This window comes from Alteromonas alvinellae, from assembly GCF_902705805.1.
Genome location: NZ_CACSIH010000149.1, coordinates 1 through 25,146 on the forward strand (window position 1 = coordinate 1; position 25,146 = coordinate 25,146).

Here is a 25,146-nt window from a genome sequence, read left to right on the forward strand (position 1 = left end):
ATGTACAGCAAAGATCAACAGACCCTAGCAGTTATCTCCTTTAACTGAGAAATTTAGGTTTGCTCAAACGGTTATTAGCAATAACATGTAACCATTTGAATAATTAAGTGACATTTAAGCTTCGTAGCGTTCCTCTTCTCACCGCTATTCGACGGAAGCGCAACGTATTATAAATGTAGCCTACAGAATATGTGAGTGCCACTTACACAATATAATCACAAATGTATAGCAAAACATAAAGTTAAGCGAGTGGTAATGAAGTCTTTATATTACCTTTACGCTTTATCTGTTATCTAACCACCAGGTTTTATTTGGGGCTTCGCCTGCACCCTTAACTGGAACAACTTCACCAAAGATAGGAATGCTGGTGGGAACACCCTTAGCACCAGCAAGGTCTGTGATTTTTATTAAAGGCTCATTCCAATTATGTAGTGCTAAATCAAAGGTACTGTTGTGCACGGGCATCATGACACTAGCTTGAATATCAATATGGGCTTGCAAGCTCTCTTCAGGCAGCATGTGAATGTCAGACCATAGCTCGTTGTACGCGCCGGTTTCAATCATAGATAAATCAAACGGACCGTACTTTTCACCAATGGCTTTAAATCCGTCAAAATAGCCCGAGTCACCGCTGTAAAAGATGTTGGTATTTGCAGATTTGATAACCCAACTTGCCCAAAGGGTTTCGTCTCTATCAAATAAACCCCGCCCTGAGAAATGCTGAGACGGTGTGGCTACTACTTCGATGTCGCTCACTTTTGTACTTTGCCACCAATTTAGCTCAATAACTTTATTTGCATCCACACCCCAGTCACGTAAATGATTGCCTACTTTTAGCGGTGTAATAAACACGTCGACCTTATTTTTTAGTATTTCAATACTGCCCTTATCTAAATGGTCGTAATGGTCGTGACTTATGATAACGGCATCTAATTTAGGCAAGTCTTCCAGTGAAATTGGCGCTTGGTGGAAACGCTTGGGTCCCATCCATTGGACGGGGGAAGCACGCTCACTAAAGACCGGATCGATCAATATATAACGCTCGGCAAGTTTCAATAGGGTAGTAGAGTGGCCCAGCTTTATCACGCTGTCTTCTGCAACTGCGTCAAGCATTTGTGGTGTAAGTGCCGACACGGGTATGTCAAACGTTGGCGTTGCAGCATCTCTATTGTCACGAAAATACGCTTTGGTGACTTTCCATATGTCTCGCCATGTCGTTTTATATTCAATAGAAGTATTAGTGAATTTTTCAGGTTTCGACGCGCTTCCAGCAAGGGTGTTTGAAGAACCACAGAAAGATGTCATAAATAAAACTCCAACAAGAAAGCGTGTGCGATTAAAAACGGGCATGCTCTCACCTTAAATAAAAAGTATACTGCACAGTGTAGTTTACTCATAATAAACTAATTAAGTTAAAAGTAAACTGGTGGGTGTAGTTTTTGTTGGGAAGGTTAGATTGCAGTTAAGCGATGTTATGTAGCCAGCATGAGTAGACTCTCCTCATGCTGGCTGTTAACAATATTAGGTCCGCCCCGTTTTTGCGCTACCTACACGAACTAGCGCACAACTAATCAAAATTGTTGCGCGTACTTTTTATTCTGACTTTATACCGTGGAACGTACAGTGCAGCACAGGCAATATGAGTAGTGTAAGCACGGTGGCGACGGTCAGGCCAAATACAATGACGACTGCCATTGATGCGAAGAACGCGTCAGAAAACAGCGGGATCATACCCAGTATGGTGGTGATGGCAGCCATTGAAACGGGACGTACACGAGATACTGACGCGGCTACTACGGCATCGAATGCGCCACTGTTACCCTTTGCCTGTACGTTTATTTCTTCCATCAATACAATACCGTTTTTAAGCACCATACCGATAAGACTTAAGCTGCCCAGCAGCGCCATAAAAGTAAAAGGTGCACCAACTAATACCAAGCCACCAATAATGCCGATGGTAGTAAGCGGTATTATGCCCCATATGGCTAACGCTTGGCGAAGCTTGCCAAACAACAATACGGTGATAATGAACATTCCCAATATACCAATAGGCATGCTGGCGAAGAGGGCACTTTGCGCGTCGGTTGAGGTTTCGTATTCGCCGCCCCATTCAATGCGATAGCCATCTGGCAGTTTAAGTTCTTCTACAAGAGGACGAACTTTCGCTTGCACGCTCGCTGCCGTCTCGCCTGACAAAGGCATGGGCTCAGCATAAACCGCCAGCATGCGCACCCGGTTACGGCGTTTGATGATAGGGTTATCCAGCGATACATCCACATTGCTAACAACGTCAGCCATGCTTATGTATTTACCTTGCTCTTGGCTCCATACGTTGAGTGAGGCAAGATTATCAATGTCGTAGCGCTGGTTTGGATCGTTGCGCATTACGATAGGAATTAAATCGCTGCCTTCTCGATAAAGGCCAACAGTTTCACCTTCATTGTTAAGTAAAAACGCAGTGTGAACAGCATCTCGCGTTACACCGATACGTCTGGCTTGTTCTTCCAGAAACACAGGTTCAATAAATGGGACTTTGTTGCTCCACGACAGTCGCACGCTGTCCATGGTTTTCTCTGCTTGAAATATGGCTTCAATGTCGCTGCTTATCTCACGCAAAACATCAGGCTCTGGCCCGTAGATTCTTGCTTCAATTGCCGCTTTTGCAGAAGGGCCTACTTGAAGTGCTTTTACCTTGTATTGCACATTAGGGAAGTCTTCTCGCACCAGCTCGATAATTTCGCGCATACGAGCATCACGAGACTCAACCGTGTTAGTTTCAACAATAAGCTGGCCATAACTGGCGTATCTGTCTTCTGGCGCATAGGTGAGGGTAAGGCGTTGTGCACCACCGCCTATCACGCTTGTAACGTTGGCGATATCTTCCATGCTTAACACATTGCTTTCTAAGCGGCGAATAGAACGCTCGGTGGTTAAGATGTCGCTTCCTTCGGGCAGCCACAAATCGACGAAAAACAGTGGAGTGGATGAATCTGGGAAAAACGCATTTTTTACGAATTTCCCTGACGCCATACTGCCTACTAATGCAACAAGTACTAGTACAATTGTCACGTAGCGATGATTGATGGCAGCAGTAAGTACACGCTTGTATACGGTGAAAATAATGCCTTTGTATGGGTCGTCGTCTTCATCACTGTTGCCGCGTTCTTTTTCAGTTTTAAATAACAAGTCGAAGAAGAAAGGCGTTATGGTAAGCGCGGTGATCCAACTTAAGAAAAGCGAAAAGCACAGTACCCAAAACAGCGAGCCGACGAATTCACCTGTGGCATCTGGCGATAGACCAATTGGCGCAAAAGCGGTGATGGCAATCACAGTCGCGCCGAGCAGCGGTAAACCGTTTTGCGACACCACGTCTTTTGCTGCCTGAAGCTTGGTTTGCCCTTTTCTCACACCAATCAACATGCCTTCGGTTACCACGATGGCGTTGTCGACCAACATGCCAAGAGCAATAATAAGCGCACCCAAGGAGATTTTTTGCAACTCAATGCCTTTTACCGACATCAATATAAAGGTGCCAAGAATGGTAAGCACAAGAATGAGCCCCATCAGCACGCCACTACGCCAGCCCATGAAAAGCAGCAGCACGAAAATAACGATGGCCACGGCTTCAGCAAGGTTAATCAAGAATCCGGTAACAGAATCGTCGACCACGGTAGGCTGGTTGTAAACGGTGTTGAGGCTCATGCCAAGGGGCATACGCTGCTCTAGCTCGGCAATTTTGCTATCAAGCCGTTTACCTACATCAACTACATTTACTGCCGATGCGAACGACACACCAATTGACAGGGCCGGCGTGCCAGAACTGTGATAAAGAATTGAAGGGGTATCGTTAAGCTTGCGCTCAATAGTCGCGATATCTGTTAAGCGAATAAGGCCGCTTGCAGGTGAGCCAATTACCACCTGACCTAACGCCTCTAGGTTATCAAATTCGCCAGTGGGCTGTATGGACAGGCGCTTGCCCTGAACCTTAATCGAACCCGCGTTGCCCACTACATTTTGCGCGGTTAAAAGGCCAGCAATGGATTCTGCAGAAACGTTTAGGGTTTTCATTTTATCGTGATCTAACGACACAATAATCTGTTCATTAACGGTACCGGCAATAGACACCTTTTTTACACCATCAACAAGCTGAATCTCTCGCTGCATTAAATCTGCAAAGTCTTCCATTTGCTTAAGGGAGTAGTCTTCGCTTTTAAGGGTAAGCAGCAGGCCAAAAACGTCACCAAAGTCATCATTCACAATCGAGGTGCTGGTGCCAGGTGGCAGTGATGCTTGTGCATCGCCCACTTTACGGCGCAAGTTGTCCCAGGATTGCTCTAGGTCCTTGGCCTGGACACTACTTTTAAGCTCAACAGTAATTTGCGATAGCCCAACCATGTTTACTGAGCTGATTCGTTTTACGTTGGGTATACGCTGAATCGCCTTTTCAAGCTGCAGCGTCACTTCTTCCTCAACTTGCTCAGGCGTTGCCCCTGGGTATTGAGTAATAACCAGAGCATTTCTAATGGTGAATTCGGGAAACTCTAGCTGACCTAAGCCAAGAAAAGTCACAATGCCGCCAACACCTAAAATGATGGCAACCATCCAGCTTATTACTTTTTGACGAAAGAAATACTCGACCATAATTTAAAGGCCTCCTTCTTTCGTCCACTCAGTAACCACTTGGCCTTCTTTTACTAGATGAGCACCTGCAGCAACGATTTTATCATCGTCGTTTAGCGGGCCTTCAACTAACAGACCGTTGGAAATACCGCGCGTAATCATCACTTCTACTGCTTCTACGGTGCCCCTCGTCGCGTCGTTATCACTGGGTTTAAAACGCCATACAATCGCTTTGTCTGGATTTGCATTGTCGGTAACCACCGCACCAAAAGGTACTAGCCAAAGCTTTGCGTTAGACTCAATGAGTTTCGACATATCAAGTAATACGGTGGCGCTCATGCCCGCTAGAACATTGATGTCGTCTGGTTCTGGCAGAGTAATTGTTACCTCATAGCTAAGCTCGCCTTGTCGCGTGGTGCTTTCGTGGTCTTTGTACATGGCAGCGTAGCGTTTTTCTGGCATGCCAGAAAAAGTGACCCACGCCATTTCCGATGTACGATTTTCGCGGGCCCGAGAACGATCAATCATACGCATTTTTTGCTCAGGTAGCTGAAACGTTACGTCGATAGCGCCTGGCATATGAAGCTCGGCAATGGTCTGCTGCGGTACAATGACTTGGTAATTTTCAACAGGAACAGACGCAATAAGCCCCGCAAACGGTGCGCGAAGCTCCGTATAGCTTAGCTGGTCCTGTGCGTTGGTCAGACTGGCTTTAGCGGCTAAAAAATTGGCTTTCGCTTCATCAAAAGTAGAGCGGCTTACCGCGCCTTTTTCAACGGAAGCCTCCATACGTTCAAACATAGCCGATGACACGTCAAACTGAGATTGGGCGGTGGCTAACTGTGCTTTCGCGTCTCTATCATCAAGTCTAGCGATAAGCTGGTTCTCTTTAACTTCCTCGCCCGCTTTTACTTTGAGTTCTTGGAGTTTGCCGCCAATGCGAAACGAAAGGTTTGAATACTCAGCCGCTTCCACTTGCCCCGGGAATTTGGCGATGGTTTCGTCTGAGTGCTGCACTTTATAAAGCGTTACCGGTGTTGATGAGACTGCTTTGGGAGGCGTGGGGGCTTCTTCACACGCACTTAATCCAGCAAGTGCAGTAAATACCATCACAGTGCGCAGGGCTAAGCTGTGAAAGAGACTTTTTTCAGACAACATGGTAACTCTCCATTTAAATAGACCACTTTTTATTCCCACTAAGGCAATGGGTTATCTTGTACAAGGCGCGTGTTAACTTCTGAACGTGAAAGATAAAAAGCCAATATACGACAAGTTTGATATACATACAGGTTATAGCGCTTTTTTTCCCTTTTCGATCAGCTTTTTGTTTATTTTTACAAGGCGATAGTATGCTACCACCCATAAATATTCGTGTGTGTCCGGTCACTATCAGACAATTACCTTCTCGAAATACCGCCGGCTAGTTCGCAATTCACCCTAATCAGGTTTTCATCGGGCGCAAGGCTTTCAGTATAGCCTTTAGGCGGCGGAGTCCAGCCACGCATTTTCGAATGCTTGTCGTGTAAATCTGCTTTTAGCGCATTTTCGATTAGCGACTCAAGTTCAATAAAGAGTTTCAGATAATTATTGTCTACTCGTTCTCCGCTGGCCTCATCCGCCCACGCGTGATACAGCACATCGTTTTGCTGAGCCTCAATATTTTTATACGCCATTTTTTGCCGTTCAACTTGGAAAGGGTGAATATTGAGTGAGCGAAGTGCCTCTGCGCCCATTTCAAGAGCGCTGTGGTACGTTTCAGACACCACAAAATCTGCGCCCAACTGGCGCAAGCGATACCCATGGCCGCGGTCAAAGGCACGCGCAAGCACTTTAATGTTAGGAAATGCGTGCTTGGCGTATTTCACCATTTCGGCAGCGGTTTCTTTATCGTCTATAGCAATAACTAATAGCGATGCTTCATGGGCGCCAGCAGTATGCAAAATGTCTGGTTTAGATGCATCGCCAAAATAGGCTTTGGTGCCAATCCGTCTGATAAGGTCTATTTGCTCAGAGCGAATATCAAGCACAACGGTATTTACATCGTTGGCCACTAAAAGACGGTTAATGATTTGTCCAAAGCGCCCAATTCCAGCAATAACGACGGTGCCTTTCTCGTCAATTTCATCTTCAGCTCGCTGTGATTTCGCGTTTTTGTAGCGAGGAATGATGGCCTTGTCGAAAAGAATAAAAAGTCCTGGTGTTAGGAACATTGAAATGGCAACAACAAGCGAGAGAACAGAAATAATGTCGCTGGGAAGCACATAGTTTTGCGAGGCAAAACTTAATAGCACAAAGCCAAATTCACCCGCCTGAGCAAGGCTTAATGTGAATAGCCATTTGTTAGTGCCTTTTATTTTAAAAATTAAGGCGATGATAAACAGCACAATGGCTTTCACAAGCATAACAGCTACGGTTAGCCCTGCTATTAGCATCGGGCTCTCACTAAGTACGGAAAAGTTAATGCCTGCGCCTACCGTTATGAAAAAGAGGCCTAACAATAAGCCTTTAAACGGCTCGATATTAGCTTCAAGTTCATGCCTGAATTCACTGTTTGCCAAAACTACACCGGCCAAGAATGCACCAAGGGCGGGAGACAGACCTACAAGTCCCATTAGTGCTGCAATTCCTATAATGAGCATGAGCGCTGTGGCGGTAAAAATTTCCCGTAAACCCGACGCAGCAACAAACTTAAATAAGGGGCGACTTAAGTAGTGTCCTCCAATGGTTAAAAAGGCAATTGAGCTAATGATCACAAGACCTGAAGCCCAAGGGGCAAGCCCGTCAACTAAATTAAAGCTATCGTGTGACCCTGTATCGACGCCATGTGCATTTCCTGCTTCGACCAGTTCTGGTATGGCAAGGAGGGGGATAAACGCTAGCATAGGAATTACAGCGATATCTTGAAATAGCAAAACAGAAAAAGCGCTTTTGCCACCCTCTGTTTTTTGCAGCCCTTTTTCTTGTAGTGTTTGTAAAACAATGGCGGTTGAAGAAAGCGCGAAAATAAGGCCTATGGTAAGGGCAATGCTAAAAGGCTGATCAAGCAATAGGGCTACGCCGGTGATAAGGGCGGTGGTTAACGCTAACTGCAGGCCGCCTAATCCCATAAGTTTAGCCTTCATTGCCCACAATGAGCGCGGTTCTAGCTCTAAGCCAACCAAAAACAACATCATGACCACACCGAATTCGGCAAAATGCTGTATGGCAACAGTTTCGTCACCAACCAAGCCGAATATTGGGCCTATGACAAGCCCAGCAATTAAATAGCCGAGTACAGATCCTAAGCCAAGGCGCTTCGCAATGGGCACTGCAATTACTGCTGCGACCAGATAGATAAATGCATATAAGAAGTAGCCAGTCACATTAATCCCCTTGCGCCGTACAAAGGTCTGCGAGGTTCTCGATGTTTTTTGCTTTTTCTAAATTGAGAGTGTTGGTGGTTAGCTTGTTCAGCAAAGTTACCCACTTCTCTTTGTGTTGAATTACTCGATGCTCTTCTTGGGCAGTACGCGAGCCAAATATTGCAAACGGAGCAATGTAGGTCATATGGGTAATTTGAGCCATTTGTTCTAAAGGCTGAAGCAGTTGCCTGATGGTGTAGTGATTGAAGCCGTTAGTTTGATAGGCTTCCTCCTTGCCACCCGCACTTAATGCACAAAGAAACAATTTATCTTTAAGTGCAGTACCTTCATGGCCGTAGGCGAATCCATATTCCAACACTAAATCTTGCCATTCTTTCAAAATGGAAGGTGTGGAGTACCAATACAGCGGAAACAGAAAAACAATGACATCATGATCAATTAAACGCTGCTGCTCTCGCTCAATATCAATATTAAAATCAGGATATTCTGCATACAGATCAACGGCAGTCACATGTTTATTTAGTTGAGCTTCATGAAAAAGCGGCACGTTCACCTCTGATCGAGTCTGCGCAGGGTGAGCAAAAAGGACCAGTACTTTCTTACTTCGTTTTGTGTCTTCTATGGCGTCTAGGTTGGTCATACTTCTCTTTTAATCTTTACTGCCCGTGTCTCTAAAAATTATCCTTGCCACTCTACTGTATAAAGCAACATAAACACTTAGAGCAAATCAGAATTTATATTTCTTCAAAGTTATATGGTTACCAATGTATAACAGGTTGAAAAAAGTAACCTAATTACCATTATGAACTTGAAGACGGATTATTGCTATGACGGAACACTATTTTTTAACTTTGCTTAGAACTATATAACCATGAAAACATCACTAAAAACACTCGTACTTGCATTATCGGTACTTTCTTCTTTTGTGTCGCTCTCTACCTATGCTCTGCCTCAAGGTAGTGAGCTCAAAGCGGGGGCTGCCGTTTGGAATCTGTTTGATGACGCAGATCGTTACGCATTGCACGTGGCCTACATACACAAACCGCTTGAGTCATTTTTCGGATTACGGCCTACCGTACTTTTAGTCAATGCAGACCAGGGCCAACATTATTTCGCAGCCGGTGTGGCAAAAGACATCTACGAGTACAACGACTTTTCCGTACGTGTTGCTTTTCATGCGGGCATCGTTGATGAGTCTGAAAACTTAGGTTATACAATAGAGTTTTATTCATCACTCGCCGGCCTATACAAGCTCACAGATTCATTTTCGATAGAAGCTGAAATCGGCCATATCTCTAACGGAGGGCTAGGGGATACAAACCCGGGGTCAGAGTCATTTGTTTTAAGCGCTCAGTATCTTTTCTAGTAATTTGTTATATCTGCTAAGTGTTCAGAACGCGCATCTTTCAAATAAAAAACAACCCGTCAAAATGCGGGTTGTTTTTATTTTTTCTTCTGCTTTCCGGTTTAACGTTTTAAGCGTTAAGTGCTTTTTTTACGTCGCTAGATAGCATCGGTAAATTGCGCAATCTAACGCCAACAGCATTATAAACAGCATTACCTACGGCTGGTGCCACGCCAATAACCCCCGGCTCACCCAATCCCACTGGAAACTCATTACTTTCAATATACTCAATGTCCATATCAGGTACGTCATTCATTCTCAGCGGTTGGTATGTGGTTAGGTTTTTCTTTGCCACATAACCGTTTTTAATCTCGTTGTGTTCAAATAGCGCAAGGCTAGTTCCCCAGAGCAACGCGCCTTCCATTTGCGCCATTGCGCCATCGGGGTGAACGATAATTCCTGCGTCTGCTACCACCCATAATTTTTTAAGCGTGATTTTTCCGCTGTTTTTATCTACGTGAACATGTGCTGCGGTAGCAAGCCATGCTGGCATAGTCCGTTCTTGGCCTGCGGTTACGCTAAACCCAATACCTTCGTTCTCACCTAGTTCAACGTTAGCAGTTTTGTCCTTAAGCTTTTTAAGGGTGTGGGCAAGACGAGTGGCACCACCAACGCTTTCAGGCGCTTTGCCCGCTTGCTTACCTTTGCCGTCAAGCATGGACAACCTAAAGTCCACGGGATTTTGGTTAGCTTTGTATGCTACTTCATCGATAAAGCTTTCTAATCCCCAAACTATCCAACCTTGACCCACTGAGCGAAGCCACCCCGGTGTGAAGGTATCCTGCGCAAGTTTGTTGTTGATCACTCGGGCTTGATGGTGCTGCATGGTGTACCAATGGTCTGCCCCTGAAGCTGAAAACGGGTCAACTTTTCCTTTTCCATCTACCCCGTCAGGCATAAAGCTAGGTGCCATTGCCAGCGTGGGCCAGCCTGCCGCCAAAGCGTGTTCCATACCAGTGAAATTACCCGAGTCGTCGAAATAGGCATTAAACAACGAAGTTGACGCAGAGCGAGGTTGGTCGAACATTGTATCGTCAGGGCGCATGAACAGCATTTTAACCGGCTGCCCGGCCGCTTTCGCGGTAAGCACTGCTGGAATTATCCAGTCACCAAACAAACGGCGGCCAAAGCCTCCACCAAGATAATATTGGTGAATAACGACGTCGGAATCAGGAACTTCTGCCGCTTTAGCAACGGCAGGTAGGGTAAGACCTTGCCACTGGTTACCCGTATGTATATGCCATTTACCTTCTTTAAATTCAGCGATCGCGTTTAGCGGCTCTAGTTGAAAGTGGCTAGCGGTCGCTGTGGTATATAGCGCTTCTATTGATTCAGCTGCCTGCTTTGCGGCATTTTGGATATTTCCTTCATCGACAAATAATGTGCCTTCACTTCGGTCGCGGCAAATTCGCTCGCCCTCTTTTTGAATGTCAGCTTCATTAACGTTCACCGTTTTGCCAGCGTTGTAGCTAACCTTTACTTTATCGATGGCCTTAATTGCGGTTGGGTAATCAGAAGCCAGTACAGCAACCCAGCCTTCTATCGTACCCGATGGATCACTCAGTACCTTATAACCTTTATACCCAGGGAGCGACTTCGCTTGACTGTCGTCTACCTTAGTGACTTTACTGCCATAGCGCGTGGGCGGAAGAATAGGGCGGGCATACAGCATGTTGTCTACTTCAACATCAATACCGTAAATTGCGGTGCCGTTGGTTTTAGGTGGAATATCCAGAGCTTTATACTCGTTACCCAAACCAATGAGGTGTTTTTTGTTCCCGGGTTTAATCGGTAGGCTTTCTAATTCGTCGGCCGAATAAACCTTATCAATATTGCCCTTAGCAACAATGTCGCCGTAGCTCACTTTCTTAGTGCCTGATACAACAAAACCCGCGTTAGCCTTACAGTTAGATACTGGTTCGCCTAACAGTGTAGCGCCAGCGTTAAGAAGCACTTGGCGTCCAGCTGCACCTGCTTGCGACATAGGTTTGTAAGTTTGGAAAACAGACCATGAGCCACCTGTTACCATATACCCCCATTTCGGGTCGGTATCTACGTGTACGATTGACACTTTGTCCCACTCGCACTCCAGTTCATCTGCCAAAATACGCGCTAGAGCAGTACCTACATGCTGTCCCATTTCAGCCTTGGCAATATTCACTGTTACACGGCCTTGTGTATCCATTTCAAACCAGACGCTAGGTGAAAACGACTTATTTTCAATGGCTTCTTTAGCAGACAGTATGGATGGAATTGCTGAAGCACCAAACGCCATGAAAAGTGACGTTTTCACAGAACCAGCCATAAATGAGCGACGAGACAGATTAATGGTGTCTTTTCTCTCTTTGGATAGATCTTTTATGCTCATGCGTTTTCACCTTCTGATGAAGCCTTGGGATCGTAATGCTGTACGGTAGAAGTCGCAGCGCGCTTTATCGCTTTTTTAATTCTAGTGTAAGCCATACAGCGACAATAATTACCATTCATGTGATTAACAATATCTTGATCGCTTGGGTTAGGGTTACTGTCAAGAAGTGTGGCAGCCTGCATTATTTGACCAGACTGACAGTATCCGCACTGGGGAACCTGCTCCTCCACCCATGCCGATTGCAAAGGGTGCTCGTTGTTAAGACTTTCTATTGTATTAACCTGTTTACCATTTACGAGAGAAACAGGATAAGAGCAAGAACGGATGGCATTGCCGTCAAGATGAACAGTACATACACCGCACATGGCTACACCGCACCCGAACTTGGTACCTTTAAGCCCAAATTCATCGCGAATTACCCACACGAGGGGAGTATCTGAGGCAGCATCCGTCTGCACTTTTTTTCCATTTAACGTAAATTCAATCATGGTAATCATCACCGTGAAGTTAGAGTCTAAATAGCTCTCACCAAGGTAAAGACTTGGTTTGAACGGTCTGGTTTGCCTGGTCTTTTGTGAACCTTTAACTTATAAAGTAGACTAATTGACTACAGGTATACGGCTGTTAGCCTAAATGGTTTATGTGGTATATTTTAGTTACCTTGTTCAACTAAGCAATTAGTTTACTTTTGGTTACTAGGTGCTTTTTCGAAGGACATCAATGAAAACAGAGATAAAAACAGACGCTAAGGGTAGAAAAACCGTTTTAAATACGTGTACAGAGCCGTGTGCTATTGAACGTGGTATGCGTTTGATAGGTGGAAAATGGACGGGTTCTATTATTTATCACTTAAAAGATGAACCTGTCAGGTTTAATGATTTGTGCAGAATGCTAGGTGGCGCAAGTCGGAAAATGGTCGACCAGCGCCTGAAAGAACTGGAAAACAACGGTATGGTCATTCGTAATGTTATCGACTCTCGCCCGATTGCTGTTGCTTACAGTCTCACCGATTTCGGGCGCTCAGCGTTAGATATTCTTGAACAGCTAAGAGTTTGGTCTGAAAAGCACACAGACGATTAGTTTCGTATATAAAAAATGCATAATAATGAAAACGGTGAGCGTTATAATTCACCGTTTTTCAACACTACCGCTTATAACTACCGTTCTAAACTTGTAAAAGGGGTAACTTAAGCACTTTCTCGACAAGTGCCCCCGCTTTCTCCTGAAAGGCTCTAAAATGCGCTGTCATTTCGTGGGCATCAAGCGCTTCTTGAGATTCCCATTTCTCAGTAATGACAAAAACACCCTCTTCGCATGAATGCAGGTCGTACATTACGGCGCCTTGTTCTGCGCGGCTAGCTTTGACCAAAGGCGTTAGCGCTTCTGACAGCTCGTTTTGATGATGAGGCTTAGAAAAGATAATGACTGAAAATTCGATCACATTGGACTCCCAATACTAAAGCGCTCAACATAAGTAAATTAGAATTCTTGTGTTAGCTGTAAGCGCCAATTTGCCCTTTTTATCAGATAAGAGGCACGCTGCCTTCTTTTATGGATTTACCCGTTTTCATAATAGCCTTGATAAACATTCTCTAAGCCTTTTTCTTAGCTATATTCATTAGCTAATAAATAAATTCAATCTATACTTACCATACTAAAGTATATATTGAGCTTGTTGTGGGTTAAGCACCACTTTGTTGAGGCGACGGAATGCAATCATTTAGCGGGGCAGTGCCCAATGTTTGAAAAAACCTTTCACTTTTGTCCAGTGGGGCTTGCTCACGTCAGTATGGATGGCAGCTTCATTCGCGTTAATAAACGCCTGTGTGATTTTTTAGGGTACTCAAATGAAAAGCTTACAAAACTCACGTTTCAAGAATTAACAGCGCCAGATTACTTGGATGAAGACCTCGACCATCTGGCGCGTCTGTTGAAAGGTGACATTGACGACTACTCAATAGAAAAGCGCTACCTTAGAAGTGATGGCGAGGAGGTTTGGGCTAAGCTTACGGTTTCACTTGTCAGGGACGGACGGGGCAATCCAGACTACTTTATTTCGGTTGTAGAGGATATTGACGAGAAAAAGCGTATTCAAGCGGAGTTATTTCAAGTCGATGCACTGTTCAGTAAAATTGTTAGTGCATTCTCTGACAGAACCTTCATTTGGGTAGCGACGCCTGATTTATCGCAGCTGAAATATGTGAATAACGGATATGAAAAAATTTTTGGTCGCAATGAATATGAACTTTACTGTAACCCCATTGGTTTTATTGACCATGTCCATGAAGATGATAAAGCGCGGGTACTAAAACAGTTCAGTCAGCGCCCTTTGAAAAATTGGGACATCCAATATCGTATTTATGATGCAAAAGGTGAGGTGAAATACCTGCATGACCGTGGAAGCTTGATTTATGATGACCGTGAAATGCATTCTCTTATCTTAGGTACAGCAGACGATATTACAAAAGAGAAAACACAGCAGCAAGCTCTAATGAGTGCGGTTACTAAGTTAGAGCATTTGTCGAAAACCGACTCGCTTACCGGGCTCGCCAATAGAAGAGAAATCTTTAGCCAGTTAAATGATGAAATCTCTCGCATGGGTAGAGGTCAACAAACTTCTACTCTTGTCTATATTGACCTAAACAAATTTAAAGAAATTAACGACAAATATGGCCACAAAATAGGTGATAAAGCATTGGTCGAGTTTTCCAACAGCATGAGCGGACTTTTACGTGAAAGCGATAGGTTTGGCCGTATCGGTGGCGATGAGTTTGTAATTATGCTTTACGGTACAGATGAAAACGAAACGGCTGCTTTTTTTGACAGAATTCAGCGCGAAAAATTTGAAGTTGAAGTCGATGGTAGTAACCTTGTCTCTATCGACTTCAGCGTTGGCTGGGTGCAGTGGAATGAGGGGATCAATTCTGTGCAAGAGTGGTTAGACCGAGCTGATGAGGTAATGTACGAAAAAAAGCAACAAGGGCAAGTTCAATCATCGACGGTTCAGAACAAAGCAGTAAATAATATAAGAACTAATGCAGTGTAGCGCGGTTGCTTTGGCGCATCACCGAGCTACACACACAAGTAAATGTTATTGACTTTTCTGGGCAAACCAGCGAGATATAACTTGCCTTTCTTCTTCTGTCATTTTTGTTTTGTTTAAAAATGGCATGTCTTTTGTCACTGTGGTTCTTCGAACCACTTGAGGCGCAAACCTTTCAATATCTTCCCATGAATCTAATACTACGCCCATGGGGGCTACTTTAAATATATCGTCGGTGGGCGTGCGCGAGTGGCAGCTTACACAGTGAGTGGTAACCAAGCCAGCGACGCGTTCATTACTAATTATTGACGCTTTTTCTTTTTCCATACCGTTAGAAGATGTTAAGGGGGCACTTGGTGCAGATTGCTTCGCTGACTCCGAGTTCATGGATGTAGAAGCCAGCGTATCATCATGACTCAACGGTTGCATTGACGAGGCTTGCGGCCAAGATACCCACAGCGCGATGGCAAGCATGGCAACGGCGCCCGATACTAAAATACTTGGCTTAGTGGTACCCACATGACGTAAGTTGAAGAAATGGCGTATCCAAGCCGCAGCAGCCATAATGGCGATAAGTACAAGCCAATTTTGCGGGTGCTGGTATGTCATGGGGTAGTGATTTGAAATCATGATAAACAGCAAGGGCAGTGTGAAATAGTTATTGTGCACAGAACGCAGTTTTGCGCTTGCGCCCCATGCTGGGTCGATCGCTTTCTTTTCAGCCACCGCCGCCACCATTTTGCGCTGGTTTGGCATAATATTGAAAAAGACATTTCCCGCCATGATAGTACCGATAAGCGCGCCTACATGAATATAAGCGCCGCGACCGCTAAACCATTGGGTAGACAGATAGCTAACAATACAAACAAGAGCAACTAACCCAATACCGAAAGCGAGAGGGTATTTTGCCAATGGGCTACGACAAGCAAACTCATAAACAGCTAGCCCACCAAAAATTAACCCAAGCCCTAGAGATATTGCCATTGCGGGCGTCATGGCGTTAACCGAAGGGTCGATAAGATAAGCGCTAGCGCCAAAGTAATAAACAATGATTAATAAGGCGAATCCTGACAGCCAAGTTGTGTACGCTTCCCACTTAAACCAGTGCAGGGTTTCGGGCATTTTTTCGGGACCATAAGCGTATTTGGCAACTTCATAGAACCCCCCGCCGTGAATAGCCCACAGATCGCCTTTAATACCTTTGTCCTGTTTCCATTTAGGCGGGGTTCGCAAGTTGTTGTCTAACCAAATAAAGTAAAACGACGCGCCAATCCACGCAACACCGGCCACAACGTGAAACCAACGTACAAATAAACTTATCCAATCTAGCCACGGCATTATTGTTCTCCTTATTTAGGGCCCTAAAGGCCCCACAGCAGCTTGTTATCAATTATGTTCTTTACGATAGCGACAGGCGCCGCTGATCCACGTTTGTTCGATAGCGCGGTCGTCACCTAAAATACTCAAAGCGAAAAACACATCGTCGAAGTCGGCATCTTCTTTTATTCTCAACTGTGTTAATTCGTCAAACCTTGGCTCAACAACGATGAAGTCAGCTGTAGAGCCTGGGTTTAAATTGCCAATTTCGTGGTCAAGCGCATGGGCAACGGCCGCCCCTTGGGTCATGAGGTAAAACCCTTCTAATGGGCTGATTGGCTCGTTGCGCAACTGACTGACCTTATAAGCATCGCCATACGTCTTAAACATATTGAACGTGGTGCCGGCACCAACATCTGTAGCCATAGCGACATGTACCTTGTTAGCACGCGCTGCGGTCATATCAAAAAGGCCACTGCCTAAAAACAAGTTGGACGTAGGGCAAAACGCGACGGTAGCGCCGCTTTCTCCAAGTCGAGCCCACTCATTAGGCGTAAGGTGAATACCATGACCAAACACCGCGCGTTCTCGCACAAGGTTATAAGTGTCGTAGACATCTAAGTAGCCGTCAGCGTTAGGGAATAAACTTTTTACCCAAGCGATTTCGTCTAAATTTTCAGACAAATGTGTTTGAATGAAAACGTCGGGATACTGCGTGGCAAGTTCACCTAATGCAGCAAGTTGTGCTTCTGTACTAGTAGGCGCAAAACGAGGGGTTAGCGCGTAGCGGTTACGGCCTTTGTTGTGCCAAGTTTCAATTAATGCTGCACTGTCAGCCTGTGCTGCAGCCGGGCAGTCATTGAGTGCGCTAGGGCAATTCCTGTCCATACATACTTTGCCCGCCACAATCGCCATATCAATTTCGCTTGCTGCGCTAAATAACGCTTCGCTACTGCTTTTATGAACCGTAGTAAAAACAAAACCTGTGGTTGTACCATTTTTAAGTAGCTGATTTAAAAATACTTTTGCAATGTTGTTGGCGTGCTCACTATCAGCAAACTGCATTTCTGTGGGAAACGTATAGTTTTCAAGCCAGCTAAGCAGTTGCTCTCCATAATGCGCGATGCTCTGTGTTTGCGGATAGTGTAAGTGGCTGTCAATCAATCCGGGTAAAATCCACTTACCCGTCAAGTCTGTTACATTGGCGGTAGGGTAACGTTCAGCAATGTCGTTAAACGAGCCAATGTCTTTTATTTCTTTGTTATCTAACAACAAACCACCGTCTTTAAAAATAGCGATGTCATTATCGAACTGTGTGGTTTGTTTAGGAAAGTGCGCAATGCTTGCACGAAAAAGCTGCATGTTTGTTAGCTGCCCCTGTAGCTGCTGAAACCGAATGGCGAGATAAGAAGTGGCACATGATAATGGCCGCCATTCTCATCAAGTTCAAATGTAATATCAATGTGTGGGTAGAAACTTTTGCCATGCGTTTCTACAAGGTAAGGCTTGCAGTGAAAGCGCAGGGTATAAACTCCCGCGGCAAAACCGTCTTCAACGCCCCAGTTTTTAAAGCGACCATCACTGTCTGTTTCACCGGAAAGAGTACTTCCGTTCGGTAGCGTGAGGGTAAGGGCAATGCCTTGTGCTGGTTTACCCAAAGTGGTGTCAAGTACGTGGCTTGAAAGGGTATTCATACTGTAATCCTTAAATAATTTTCAATTCGTATTACTGCTGCATATAGCGTAAGCGTTTTGGCTTTTCTATAACGCAGAGCACTAATCTAGTGCTTTATTAATACGTAAAAGGGTTATCTTTATTTGCTCTGCAGCTGCATTTGAGGCTTCTTGCTGCGTTGTATTTGGCAGTCTCGCTTGTAATGCTTCTAGCATGGCTTGCGCAGAAAGCCCGGTGGCGCAGATAATAAAAATAAATCCGTGCTTGTCTAAATAAGCGTGGTTGGCTTCTTTTAACTGATGTAAAACAGCTTCGGACGCGCTGGCTGTACCCGACTGCTCACCCGCAGCAATGGCTTTGGTATTTGCAAACTTTTTGCGCAACGAATCAACGTCGCCAATCATTGGGTGTGCCGTAAAAGCTTCGAGGTAGTCGTCATTACTGCACTTAGCCCACGCGTTCTTTGCTTGAATAACAAGTGTATCTTTGTCGCTATACGGGCGTGCTTCTACCATTTGGTAAATCCAGGTTTTCGCCGCGCAGCATTGTTCAAACCAAGCAGACGCCTCTTCAGCGCTAAGCGTATTTAGTTCATTAAGTGTCACTGATAGTGTCCTTTTCTCTGAGAAACGCTTTAATCGGCTTCTCACTGTCTTTGTTACTGTTGCCTGCCATTACTTCTTTTGCATGAAGACGTTCAATAATCTGCGCAGATATAGAAACGGCAACTTCAATAGGTTGCTTGCCTGGAATATCTCGATTACCTATAGGCGTAAATAGCCTTGCCAGCGCGTTTTCGTCAAACCCGCGCTGAGTCAGCTTGGTAACAAAGCGCTTTGCCTTTGTTTCTGAACCTATTAACCCAATGAAGGGTAGGGAAGGCTGTTTTAATGCCTGCTCTGTAATGCGATAGTCCAATTGATGGTCGTGGGTAAGTATAATTAGCCAACTGTCCTCATCTAGGTGTCTAACCTCGCTCTCTGGCGCTTCTTCCACCACTTTTTGCACGTTGGCTGGGAGTGATGATGGAAACAAATCATCGCGACTGTCTATCCACGAAATTCGTACGGGTAATTGAGCCAAAATAGGCACCAGTGCTTTTGCAACATGACCTGCGCCAAAGATGGCAATGTGCTGCTGATGAACGTTACACACGTCAAACAGCACCTTTACCGCACCGCCACAACACTGTCCTAAAGAACTGCTTAACGGGTAGCTGTGAACTTCGGTATGTACTTCGCCTTTAGCAAGAAATCCACGGGCGCGGGCAATAGCATCAAACTCAAGGTGTCCGCCGCCGATGGTATCAACGCTTTGTGAGGCAGTAACTACCATTTTGCTGCCCGGCTCACGAGGTGTAGAGCCAGCAGTGCCAACCACAGTCACAAGCACATAGCCTTCATTGCGCGCTTGGCATTCAGCTATTGCCTCATGCCAGTTCGTAGCGCGAAATGATTGGGGGGCGCGAAATGAGTTTGGATCCGAACGTGTCATATCGCACCGCCTCGGCAGTCCGACTGCTGTATCGCAGCTACCGCTTTCAACACGCGCTCTGGTGTAGCTGGCGTGTCTAATTGAGGGTCGACTGTGTAGCCAGAAAGGCTAGAAATGGCATCCTTTAGGGCGCACCACACTGAAATAGCTAGCATGAATGGTGGCTCTCCAACGGCTTTTGAGTGGTAAATGCTATCTTCAGCATTCTTTCTACCGAACAGCTTCACATTAAATTCCTTGGGCGTATCACCTATTGCAGGAATTTTATAAGTCGCCATATTTTCACTTATCAGCTTACCCGCTTCATTCCATTTAAGATCTTCGGTGGTAAGCCAACCCATACCTTGAATAAACGCGCCTTCTATTTGGCCAATATCAATGGCAGGGTTAAGACTGTTGCCCACATCGTGGATTACGTTCACTTTATCTACCGTGTATTCACCGGTCAGCGTATCCACCGACACTTCGCTCATCGAAACGCCGTAGGCAAAATAGAAAAACGGACGGCCTTCACCGGTGTCGCGGTTATACTGTAATTTTGGGGTTTTGTAGAAACCGCTTGAAGACAAAGATACACGAGCAAAATACGCTTTCTGCACAAGCTCGGTAAAGGTAATTTTGTGCTCATCCAATACCACGTGCTCATTAATGAATAGCACGTCGCCAGCGCGGTCCTCTAGACCTAAGCTTTTGGCAAAGCACTCGGCCAAACGGGCTTTTAGCGTAATACATGCATTTTGTACGGCTTTTCCGTTTAAGTCAGTGCCGCTTGAAGCTGCTGTTGGTGAAGTGTTAGGTACTTTGTCAGTGCGTGTTGCAGTGACTTCAATCATATCCAAATCTAGTCCAAATTCATTGGCTGCAATTTGGCCTATTTTGGTGTGAAGCCCTTGGCCCATTTCAGTACCACCATGGTTCACCTGAATACTACCATCAGTATAAATGTGCACTAAAGCGCCAGCTTGGTTTAAATGCTTCGCGGTAAATGAAATGCCAAACTTAACAGGCGTTAGCGCTAGACCTTTCTTAATCACCGGGCTTTCGCGGTTAAACGCTGCAATAGCTTCACGGCGCTGCCAATACTGAGCGGTTTCTTCAAGCTCTGCAATCATATCGGGCAGAAGGTTATGTTCTACCTTCATTCCGTAGGGGGTAAAACTACCTGTTGTTGGGCCGTATAAATTACGTTTTCTTACCGATAGGGGGTCGCTGCCAATAGCACGGGCAATTTTATCAATCATGGCTTCAGCCATAATCATACCTTGCGGTCCGCCAAAACCTCGATAAGCGGTGTGCGATACCATATTGGTTTGCAATCTGTGGCCAACAATGTCGCTATCACCTAAGAAATAACCGTTGTCCGCATGGAACATGGCTCTATCGACAATGGCGTCAGATAAATCAGGCGAGTGCCCACAAATACCATTGATTGTCATGCGGGTGGCTTCAATTTTACCTGTCTCGTCAAAGGCCACGTCGAACTCGTTTTCGAACGGGTGACGTTTGCCAGTAACATGCATATCGGTGAAGCGTGGTAAGCGAAGCTTAACCGCACATTGATTGCGCGATGCCAGTAGAGCCGCTATACAGGCCCATTGCGCGGCTTGCGTTTCTTTTCCGCCAAAGCCGCCGCCCATACGTCGCATGTCTACCATTACACGGTGCAATTTTACATCGAGTACTTCGGCAACGAGTTTTTGCACTTCACTGGGATGCTGACTAGAGGTGTAGATTTTCATGCGATCTTCTTCATCAGGGATCGCAAGGCTCACTTGCCCTTCAAGGTACATGTGCTCTTGGCCACCAATACTTAGCGTACCATGTGCTTGGTGTTGAGCATTTTTAAATGTACTTTCAACGCGGTCAGCATGCTGGCCAAACCGGTGTAGGGGACGCACGAACGTTTTCTGCTGGTGGGCAGCTTCTGCGGAAAGTATAGGTTTGGTTTCACTCACCTCTACTTTCCCTTTTAGCGCCGCTTGTCGGGCTAGGTTTACCGAAGTGGCAAGCACTGCAAATACAGGCTGGCCAAAGAATTTGATTTCGCCATCGGCGAGTAGCGGGTCGCCTTCGAATACAGGGCCAATATCTTTATGGCCGGGTACGTCATCAATCGTAACGACATCCACAACGCCCTCGCTTTGGCGAACAGCGTCAAGATTAATTGACTCAATCGTACCACTTGCACATTCGCTTACACCTACTGCTGAGTAAAGTGTACCCTGAGGTTCAGTGACATCGTCAACGTAATTTGCGCAACCTTGTACTTGGCGTGTTGCGCTCTCATGCTTTCTAGATACGTGAACAACGCCTAGTTTGTCGCTCTTTTCTAAAGGATTAGGAGCATCAATTAACTTACGCATGCTGCACCACCCGTGTTTCAATTTGGTTGACTGTTTGGTTCTCTAACCAGAAGCGATGCCATAGGTTGGCTAAAACGGTTTTGCGGTATTCAGCGGTAGCGCGCACATCGTCAATAGGTGAAAATGCATCGACCAAAACTTGTTTACCTAACGTTAAACATTCTTTGCTAGCGAATTGCTTACCTTTTAAAACGTTCTCCAACGCTTCACAGGTTGACGGAACGGCAGCTACACCACCAAAGCCGCTGGTAATAGCTTCAACCTTACCGTTGACGAGTGTGACATTAAATACCGCGCATACGGCCGATATATCATCTTCAAATCGCTTAGAAATTTTATAAGCGGAAAGTGACTGATTAGGGTTTGAAAACGGGATTTCTATCGCGCTTATCCATTCATCTTTCGCCAACATGGTTTCGCGATAGCCCTTAAAAAATTGGGTGATTGGGATCGTACGAATACTATCGCCGTTATCTAAATGCAGTATGGCATTCAATGCGAGTAATAACGGGGGCATGTCACCAATAGGCGAAGCGTTAGCCACGTTTCCGCCAATCGTTGCTTGATTGCGAATAGGCAGGGACGCAAAGCGCGTTACCAGTTCTGCGACTTGTGGAAATGCGTTTAGTAAAAGTGGCGCCGCATCGTTGAGCGGAACTGCTGCACCAATAATAAGAGAATGCTCGTTTTTGGTGCATTGTTTTAGTGCATCAATATGCGAAACGCTGATAAGCGTTTGCACATCTTTTAACTGTTGAGTGAACTGCAAACTTAAATCGGTACTGCCCGCAACCAGTTGTGCGTCAGGGTGTGCCTGAATCAGTGCTTTCAACTCTTCCCGCGATGTAGGCGTAAATATATTGCCTGTACCCGATGGCTTCTCACTAGATAGCGATAATAACGTGGCAAGAGTTGTATCTTGGCGCGCCGTGAACTGATCATCAGGTGTTTGTTCGCACACCGCCAGTGTTGCATCAATAATAGGGCGATAGCCTGTACAGCGACACAAGTTGCCTGATAAGGCGTGTAGCACATCGTCGCGATTTGGTTTTGTATTGCTGTGATATAAGGCAAACATCGACATGATAAACCCAGGCGTGCAAAAGCCACACTGAGAACCGTGGTGATCAACTAACGCCTGCTGTACGGGGTGTAAGTGTTTACCATCGTTTAAATGCTCAACAAATAAAAGCTGCTTCCCATGAACAGCACTCATTAACGTTATACAGCTATTCACTGTTCGGTAATTAAGTTCTGCCGAGCTATTTGAAGATGCTGGCTCCACAAGTACAACGGTACATGCGCCACAGTCTCCTGCTGCACAGCCTTCTTTAGTACCTGTTTTTTTGCGATGCTCGCGAATAAATTGTAGAAGGGTGAGGTCGGCCCGCGCTTCATTTAATTCAACGACATCGTTATTTATTAGAAAGCGAATCATACTCACACCTTCTTGTTATATTCATTCTTGTATTCATTAATATAGCTGTATTTTTTCAATAAAAGTAGACCATTTGGTCAATTTATTGCTTATAAAAAAAGGCCGAGTTCTAAAAGGCCATGATTTTGCGCAAATTTGATTGGAAAAAAAGAAGTGATACCTTTCTATTTTTCTTCTGCTAAGCACTACGTCGATTTGTTAATAAAGAATAAGGCAAGATTCGTGCAAGGTTTTGAACTATTCGCGTAATTCGTGTTTTAGTATGGTTAACACTCCCTGCATAGGGTATGTATGATCTATAAGAGCATAGCAACTCGTCGGCAATAAATGCTAACCTATCGAAAAGGCATGCAGCATTTATACTGCCCGTGCGCTTGCAAAGTAGATTGCAAAGGAATTTTAATAATAATGATGAAGGTAAAGAGCACTGACGCTGGCGTTGGCGCTATGAACAGAAGAAAAATACTCCAAGCCGCTGAAAAGTGTTTTGCACAATTTGGCTTCAAAGGCACAGCAGTTCAAAAAATTGCTGATGAAGCAGGACTACCCAAAACCAACGTTTTGTATTATTTCAAAACTAAACAAGAACTCTATGTCGCGGTATTAGAAGAAACCCTTTCATTGTGGAACTCCCGATTTGACAAAGCAACGGTGGAAGATGATCCCGCCGAAGTGCTTGCTAATTACATTGCTGAAAAAATGGAAGTATCCCGAACGCATCCCATGGCCTCAAAGATTTTTGCTATGGAAATCATCAACGGTGCGCAAAACCTCAGTGGCTACTTTGATGAAGAGCATGCGCTTTGGATGAAAGGGCGCCTTGCAGTAATAGAAGCGTGGATACAAGCAGGTAAACTTCCCCCGGTTGAAGGTGAGTACTTGCTTTACACTATTTGGGCAAGCACCCAGCATTACGCTGATTTTTCAGCGCAAATTACCCGATTGCGCGGTAAGAAAATGACAAAAGCAGATTTTGACGACGCTACAAAGCAAGTGGTTAAACTTGTGCTTGGCGGTTGCGGACTGTCTTTGCCAGAAAGTTTCGAGGTGTAGCATGGTAGACTCTGTGTATCCTCGCGATCTCATTGGGTACGGTGAACATGTGCCGCACGCTAATTGGCCAGATGAAGCAAAAATAGCTGTTCAGTTTGTCTTGAACTACGAAGAAGGCGGCGAAAACTGCGTGCTTCACGGCGACGAGGCGTCGGAAATATTTTTATCGGAAATTATAGGCGCACAAGCCTATAAAGACCGTCACCTTAGCATGGAATCTATTTACGAATACGGCAGTCGAGCAGGTTTTTGGCGTTTACACCGCTTGCTAAATAAGTACGACATACCTGTAACTGTATTTGGCGTTACCATGGCACTGCAGCGCCATCCTGACGCTGTAAAAGCAATGATGGAGTCCGGTTGGGAAATAGCCAGTCATGCCATGCGCTGGGTGCACTATCAAGATATGAGCGAGGAAGATGAGCGTAAGCAAATAGATGAAGCGATTATTCTTCACGAGCAGTTAACGGGTAGTAAACCTGCAGGATGGTATACAGGGAGAACCAGTCCTAACACATTGAAGTTAATCGCGGAGCGCGATGATATTTTATATTGCGCCGACTCTTATGCCGACGATTTGCCATATTACGACTGTCACTATAGCAAGCCGTTATTGATGGTGCCGTACACGTTGGATACCAATGATATGCGCTTTGCCACGCCTCAAGGTTTTAACAGTGGAGAACAGTTTTTCACCTACTTAAAAGATGCGTTTGATGTGTTGTATGAAGAAGGAGAAGAAGCGCCCAAAATGCTTTCTATCGGTCTTCATAATCGCATTATAGGCAGGCCTGCTCGACTCGCAGCACTTAAGCGTTTTATTGAATATGTAAAGTCACATGACAAAGTGTGGTTGGCCACCAGAGAACAAATTGCTCGTCATTGGTTGGAAACTCATCCTAAAGAAGGTAGTGACAAGGCGAGTATCTAGCGTTTACAGTACCCGCAAAGTATTAATAGTAGAGTAAAGCTAAGGAGGGAGAGTGAACCAAATGGAGAACTGCCGCCT

Annotated in this window: 20 protein-coding genes; 5 read left to right on the plus strand and 15 right to left on the minus strand. The window is 45.3% G+C overall.

The genetic code is table 11. From position 1 onward, the window contains the following. Window positions 1–282: 282 nt before the first annotated feature. The 5 genes from ACX5KA_RS10755 to ACX5KA_RS10775 form a co-directional block, all read right to left on the minus strand. Complete coding sequence (locus tag ACX5KA_RS10755; RefSeq protein ID WP_084081741.1) at window positions 283–1,350, minus strand: MBL fold metallo-hydrolase; 1,068 nt, start codon at window positions 1,348–1,350, stop codon at window positions 283–285. A 243-nt stretch (window positions 1,351–1,593) separates the two neighbouring features. After that, on the minus strand, window positions 1,594–4,641 hold the full coding sequence (locus ACX5KA_RS10760; protein WP_458731114.1) for an efflux RND transporter permease subunit: 3,048 nt from the start codon (window positions 4,639–4,641) through the stop codon (window positions 1,594–1,596). A gap of 3 nt (window positions 4,642–4,644) precedes the next feature. Next, window positions 4,645–5,778: an efflux RND transporter periplasmic adaptor subunit gene (locus ACX5KA_RS10765; protein ID WP_458731115.1), complete on the minus strand. Its 1,134-nt coding sequence runs from the start codon at window positions 5,776–5,778 to the stop codon at window positions 4,645–4,647. A 239-nt stretch (window positions 5,779–6,017) separates the two neighbouring features. After that, window positions 6,018–7,982 carry a monovalent cation:proton antiporter-2 (CPA2) family protein gene (locus tag ACX5KA_RS10770; RefSeq protein ID WP_458731116.1) on the minus strand — a complete coding sequence of 655 codons (1,965 nt, stop codon included), beginning with the start codon at window positions 7,980–7,982 and terminating at the stop codon, window positions 6,018–6,020. 1 nt (window position 7,983) lies between these two features. After that, window positions 7,984–8,622, minus strand: coding sequence for an NAD(P)H-dependent oxidoreductase (locus ACX5KA_RS10775; protein ID WP_052235368.1), 639 nt, complete (start codon window positions 8,620–8,622; stop codon window positions 7,984–7,986). Between the two features lie 231 nt (window positions 8,623–8,853). Between ACX5KA_RS10775 and ACX5KA_RS10780 the strand changes: the two genes are divergently transcribed. After that, window positions 8,854–9,348, plus strand: a complete 495-nt coding sequence (locus ACX5KA_RS10780) for an acyloxyacyl hydrolase (RefSeq protein ID WP_458731117.1) — start codon at window positions 8,854–8,856, stop codon at window positions 9,346–9,348. 109 nt (window positions 9,349–9,457) lie between these two features. Here ACX5KA_RS10780 and ACX5KA_RS10785 read toward each other — a convergent pair whose 3' ends face one another. Together ACX5KA_RS10785 and ACX5KA_RS10790 are read right to left on the minus strand one after the other, a co-directional pair. Next, complete coding sequence (locus ACX5KA_RS10785; protein ID WP_458731118.1) at window positions 9,458–11,755, minus strand: xanthine dehydrogenase family protein molybdopterin-binding subunit; 2,298 nt, start codon at window positions 11,753–11,755, stop codon at window positions 9,458–9,460. Beyond that, the gene (locus tag ACX5KA_RS10790) at window positions 11,752–12,243 is read right to left on the minus strand and encodes a (2Fe-2S)-binding protein (protein ID WP_458731119.1); all 492 of its coding nucleotides are present in this window, start codon (window positions 12,241–12,243) and stop codon (window positions 11,752–11,754) included. Before ACX5KA_RS10790 ends, ACX5KA_RS10785 begins: the two co-directional genes overlap by 4 nt. Window positions 12,244–12,475: 232 nt before the next feature. Here ACX5KA_RS10790 and ACX5KA_RS10795 point away from each other — a divergent pair, with 232 nt between their 5' ends. Then, window positions 12,476–12,835: a winged helix-turn-helix transcriptional regulator gene (locus ACX5KA_RS10795; RefSeq protein ID WP_039216197.1), complete on the plus strand. Its 360-nt coding sequence runs from the start codon at window positions 12,476–12,478 to the stop codon at window positions 12,833–12,835. Between the two features lie 85 nt (window positions 12,836–12,920). Here the strand turns inward: ACX5KA_RS10795 and ACX5KA_RS10800 are convergent, their stop codons facing one another. Beyond that, window positions 12,921–13,196: a putative quinol monooxygenase gene (locus ACX5KA_RS10800; protein WP_458731120.1), complete on the minus strand. Its 276-nt coding sequence runs from the start codon at window positions 13,194–13,196 to the stop codon at window positions 12,921–12,923. A gap of 297 nt (window positions 13,197–13,493) precedes the next feature. On the opposite strand from ACX5KA_RS10800, the gene ACX5KA_RS10805 reads away from it, so the two are divergent. Next, a complete protein-coding gene (locus ACX5KA_RS10805; RefSeq protein WP_458731121.1) occupies window positions 13,494–14,801 on the plus strand; it encodes a diguanylate cyclase in 1,308 nt (435 codons plus the stop codon). A 45-nt stretch (window positions 14,802–14,846) separates the two neighbouring features. Here the strand turns inward: ACX5KA_RS10805 and ACX5KA_RS10810 are convergent, their stop codons facing one another. The 7 genes from ACX5KA_RS10810 to xdhA all read right to left on the minus strand — a co-directional run bounded on the left by ACX5KA_RS10810 (window position 14,847) and on the right by xdhA (window position 23,084). Continuing rightward, window positions 14,847–16,136 (minus strand): urate hydroxylase PuuD, encoded by a 1,290-nt coding sequence (locus ACX5KA_RS10810; RefSeq protein ID WP_458731122.1) that lies wholly within the window; start codon window positions 16,134–16,136, stop codon window positions 14,847–14,849. A gap of 48 nt (window positions 16,137–16,184) precedes the next feature. After that, the gene (gene guaD / locus ACX5KA_RS10815; protein ID WP_342339439.1) at window positions 16,185–17,477 is read right to left on the minus strand and encodes a guanine deaminase; all 1,293 of its coding nucleotides are present in this window, start codon (window positions 17,475–17,477) and stop codon (window positions 16,185–16,187) included. A gap of 5 nt (window positions 17,478–17,482) precedes the next feature. Beyond that, window positions 17,483–17,809 carry a hydroxyisourate hydrolase gene (gene uraH / locus ACX5KA_RS10820; RefSeq protein WP_342339440.1) on the minus strand — a complete coding sequence of 109 codons (327 nt, stop codon included), beginning with the start codon at window positions 17,807–17,809 and terminating at the stop codon, window positions 17,483–17,485. Between the two features lie 81 nt (window positions 17,810–17,890). After that, complete coding sequence (gene uraD / locus ACX5KA_RS10825) at window positions 17,891–18,394, minus strand: 2-oxo-4-hydroxy-4-carboxy-5-ureidoimidazoline decarboxylase (RefSeq protein WP_342339441.1); 504 nt, start codon at window positions 18,392–18,394, stop codon at window positions 17,891–17,893. Further along, entirely contained in the window at window positions 18,384–19,283 is a 900-nt protein-coding gene (xdhC, locus tag ACX5KA_RS10830) for a xanthine dehydrogenase accessory protein XdhC (protein ID WP_458731123.1), read from the minus strand. Before xdhC ends, uraD begins: the two co-directional genes overlap by 11 nt. Next, on the minus strand, window positions 19,280–21,646 hold the full coding sequence (gene xdhB, locus ACX5KA_RS10835) for a xanthine dehydrogenase molybdopterin binding subunit (protein WP_458731124.1): 2,367 nt from the start codon (window positions 21,644–21,646) through the stop codon (window positions 19,280–19,282). Before xdhB ends, xdhC begins: the two co-directional genes overlap by 4 nt. Then, entirely contained in the window at window positions 21,639–23,084 is a 1,446-nt protein-coding gene (gene xdhA / locus ACX5KA_RS10840; RefSeq protein ID WP_458731125.1) for a xanthine dehydrogenase small subunit, read from the minus strand. Before xdhA ends, xdhB begins: the two co-directional genes overlap by 8 nt. 408 nt (window positions 23,085–23,492) lie before the next feature. Between xdhA and ACX5KA_RS10845 the strand changes: the two genes are divergently transcribed. Both ACX5KA_RS10845 and puuE read left to right on the plus strand, forming a co-directional pair. Then, window positions 23,493–24,137: a TetR family transcriptional regulator C-terminal domain-containing protein gene (locus tag ACX5KA_RS10845; protein ID WP_458731126.1), complete on the plus strand. Its 645-nt coding sequence runs from the start codon at window positions 23,493–23,495 to the stop codon at window positions 24,135–24,137. Between the two features lies 1 nt (window position 24,138). Continuing rightward, on the plus strand, window positions 24,139–25,068 hold the full coding sequence (puuE, locus tag ACX5KA_RS10850; RefSeq protein WP_458731127.1) for an allantoinase PuuE: 930 nt from the start codon (window positions 24,139–24,141) through the stop codon (window positions 25,066–25,068). Window positions 25,069–25,146: the final 78 nt, after the last annotated feature.

Excerpts from the sequence above, each read along its gene's own strand:
- ACX5KA_RS10755 (WP_084081741.1), bottom strand. The coding sequence starts at position 1,350 with ATGCCCGTTTTTAATCGCACACGCTTTCTTGTTGGAGTTTTATTTATG.
- ACX5KA_RS10760 (WP_458731114.1), bottom strand. The coding sequence starts at position 4,641 with ATGGTCGAGTATTTCTTTCGTCAAAAAGTAATAAGCTGGATGGTTGCC.
- ACX5KA_RS10765 (WP_458731115.1), bottom strand. The coding sequence starts at position 5,778 with ATGTTGTCTGAAAAAAGTCTCTTTCACAGCTTAGCCCTGCGCACTGTG.
- ACX5KA_RS10775 (WP_052235368.1), bottom strand. The coding sequence starts at position 8,622 with ATGACCAACCTAGACGCCATAGAAGACACAAAACGAAGTAAGAAAGTA.
- ACX5KA_RS10780 (WP_458731117.1), top strand. The coding sequence starts at position 8,854 with ATGAAAACATCACTAAAAACACTCGTACTTGCATTATCGGTACTTTCT.
- ACX5KA_RS10785 (WP_458731118.1), bottom strand. The coding sequence starts at position 11,755 with ATGAGCATAAAAGATCTATCCAAAGAGAGAAAAGACACCATTAATCTG.
- ACX5KA_RS10790 (WP_458731119.1), bottom strand. The coding sequence starts at position 12,243 with ATGATTGAATTTACGTTAAATGGAAAAAAAGTGCAGACGGATGCTGCC.
- ACX5KA_RS10795 (WP_039216197.1), top strand. The coding sequence starts at position 12,476 with ATGAAAACAGAGATAAAAACAGACGCTAAGGGTAGAAAAACCGTTTTA.
- ACX5KA_RS10805 (WP_458731121.1), top strand. The coding sequence starts at position 13,494 with ATGTTTGAAAAAACCTTTCACTTTTGTCCAGTGGGGCTTGCTCACGTC.
- ACX5KA_RS10810 (WP_458731122.1), bottom strand. The coding sequence starts at position 16,136 with ATGCCGTGGCTAGATTGGATAAGTTTATTTGTACGTTGGTTTCACGTT.
- guaD (WP_342339439.1), bottom strand. The coding sequence starts at position 17,477 with ATGCAGCTTTTTCGTGCAAGCATTGCGCACTTTCCTAAACAAACCACA.
- uraH (WP_342339440.1), bottom strand. The coding sequence starts at position 17,809 with ATGAATACCCTTTCAAGCCACGTACTTGACACCACTTTGGGTAAACCA.
- xdhC (WP_458731123.1), bottom strand. The coding sequence starts at position 19,283 with ATGACACGTTCGGATCCAAACTCATTTCGCGCCCCCCAATCATTTCGC.
- xdhB (WP_458731124.1), bottom strand. The coding sequence starts at position 21,646 with ATGCGTAAGTTAATTGATGCTCCTAATCCTTTAGAAAAGAGCGACAAA.
- xdhA (WP_458731125.1), bottom strand. The coding sequence starts at position 23,084 with ATGATTCGCTTTCTAATAAATAACGATGTCGTTGAATTAAATGAAGCG.
- ACX5KA_RS10845 (WP_458731126.1), top strand. The coding sequence starts at position 23,493 with ATGATGAAGGTAAAGAGCACTGACGCTGGCGTTGGCGCTATGAACAGA.
- puuE (WP_458731127.1), top strand. The coding sequence starts at position 24,139 with ATGGTAGACTCTGTGTATCCTCGCGATCTCATTGGGTACGGTGAACAT.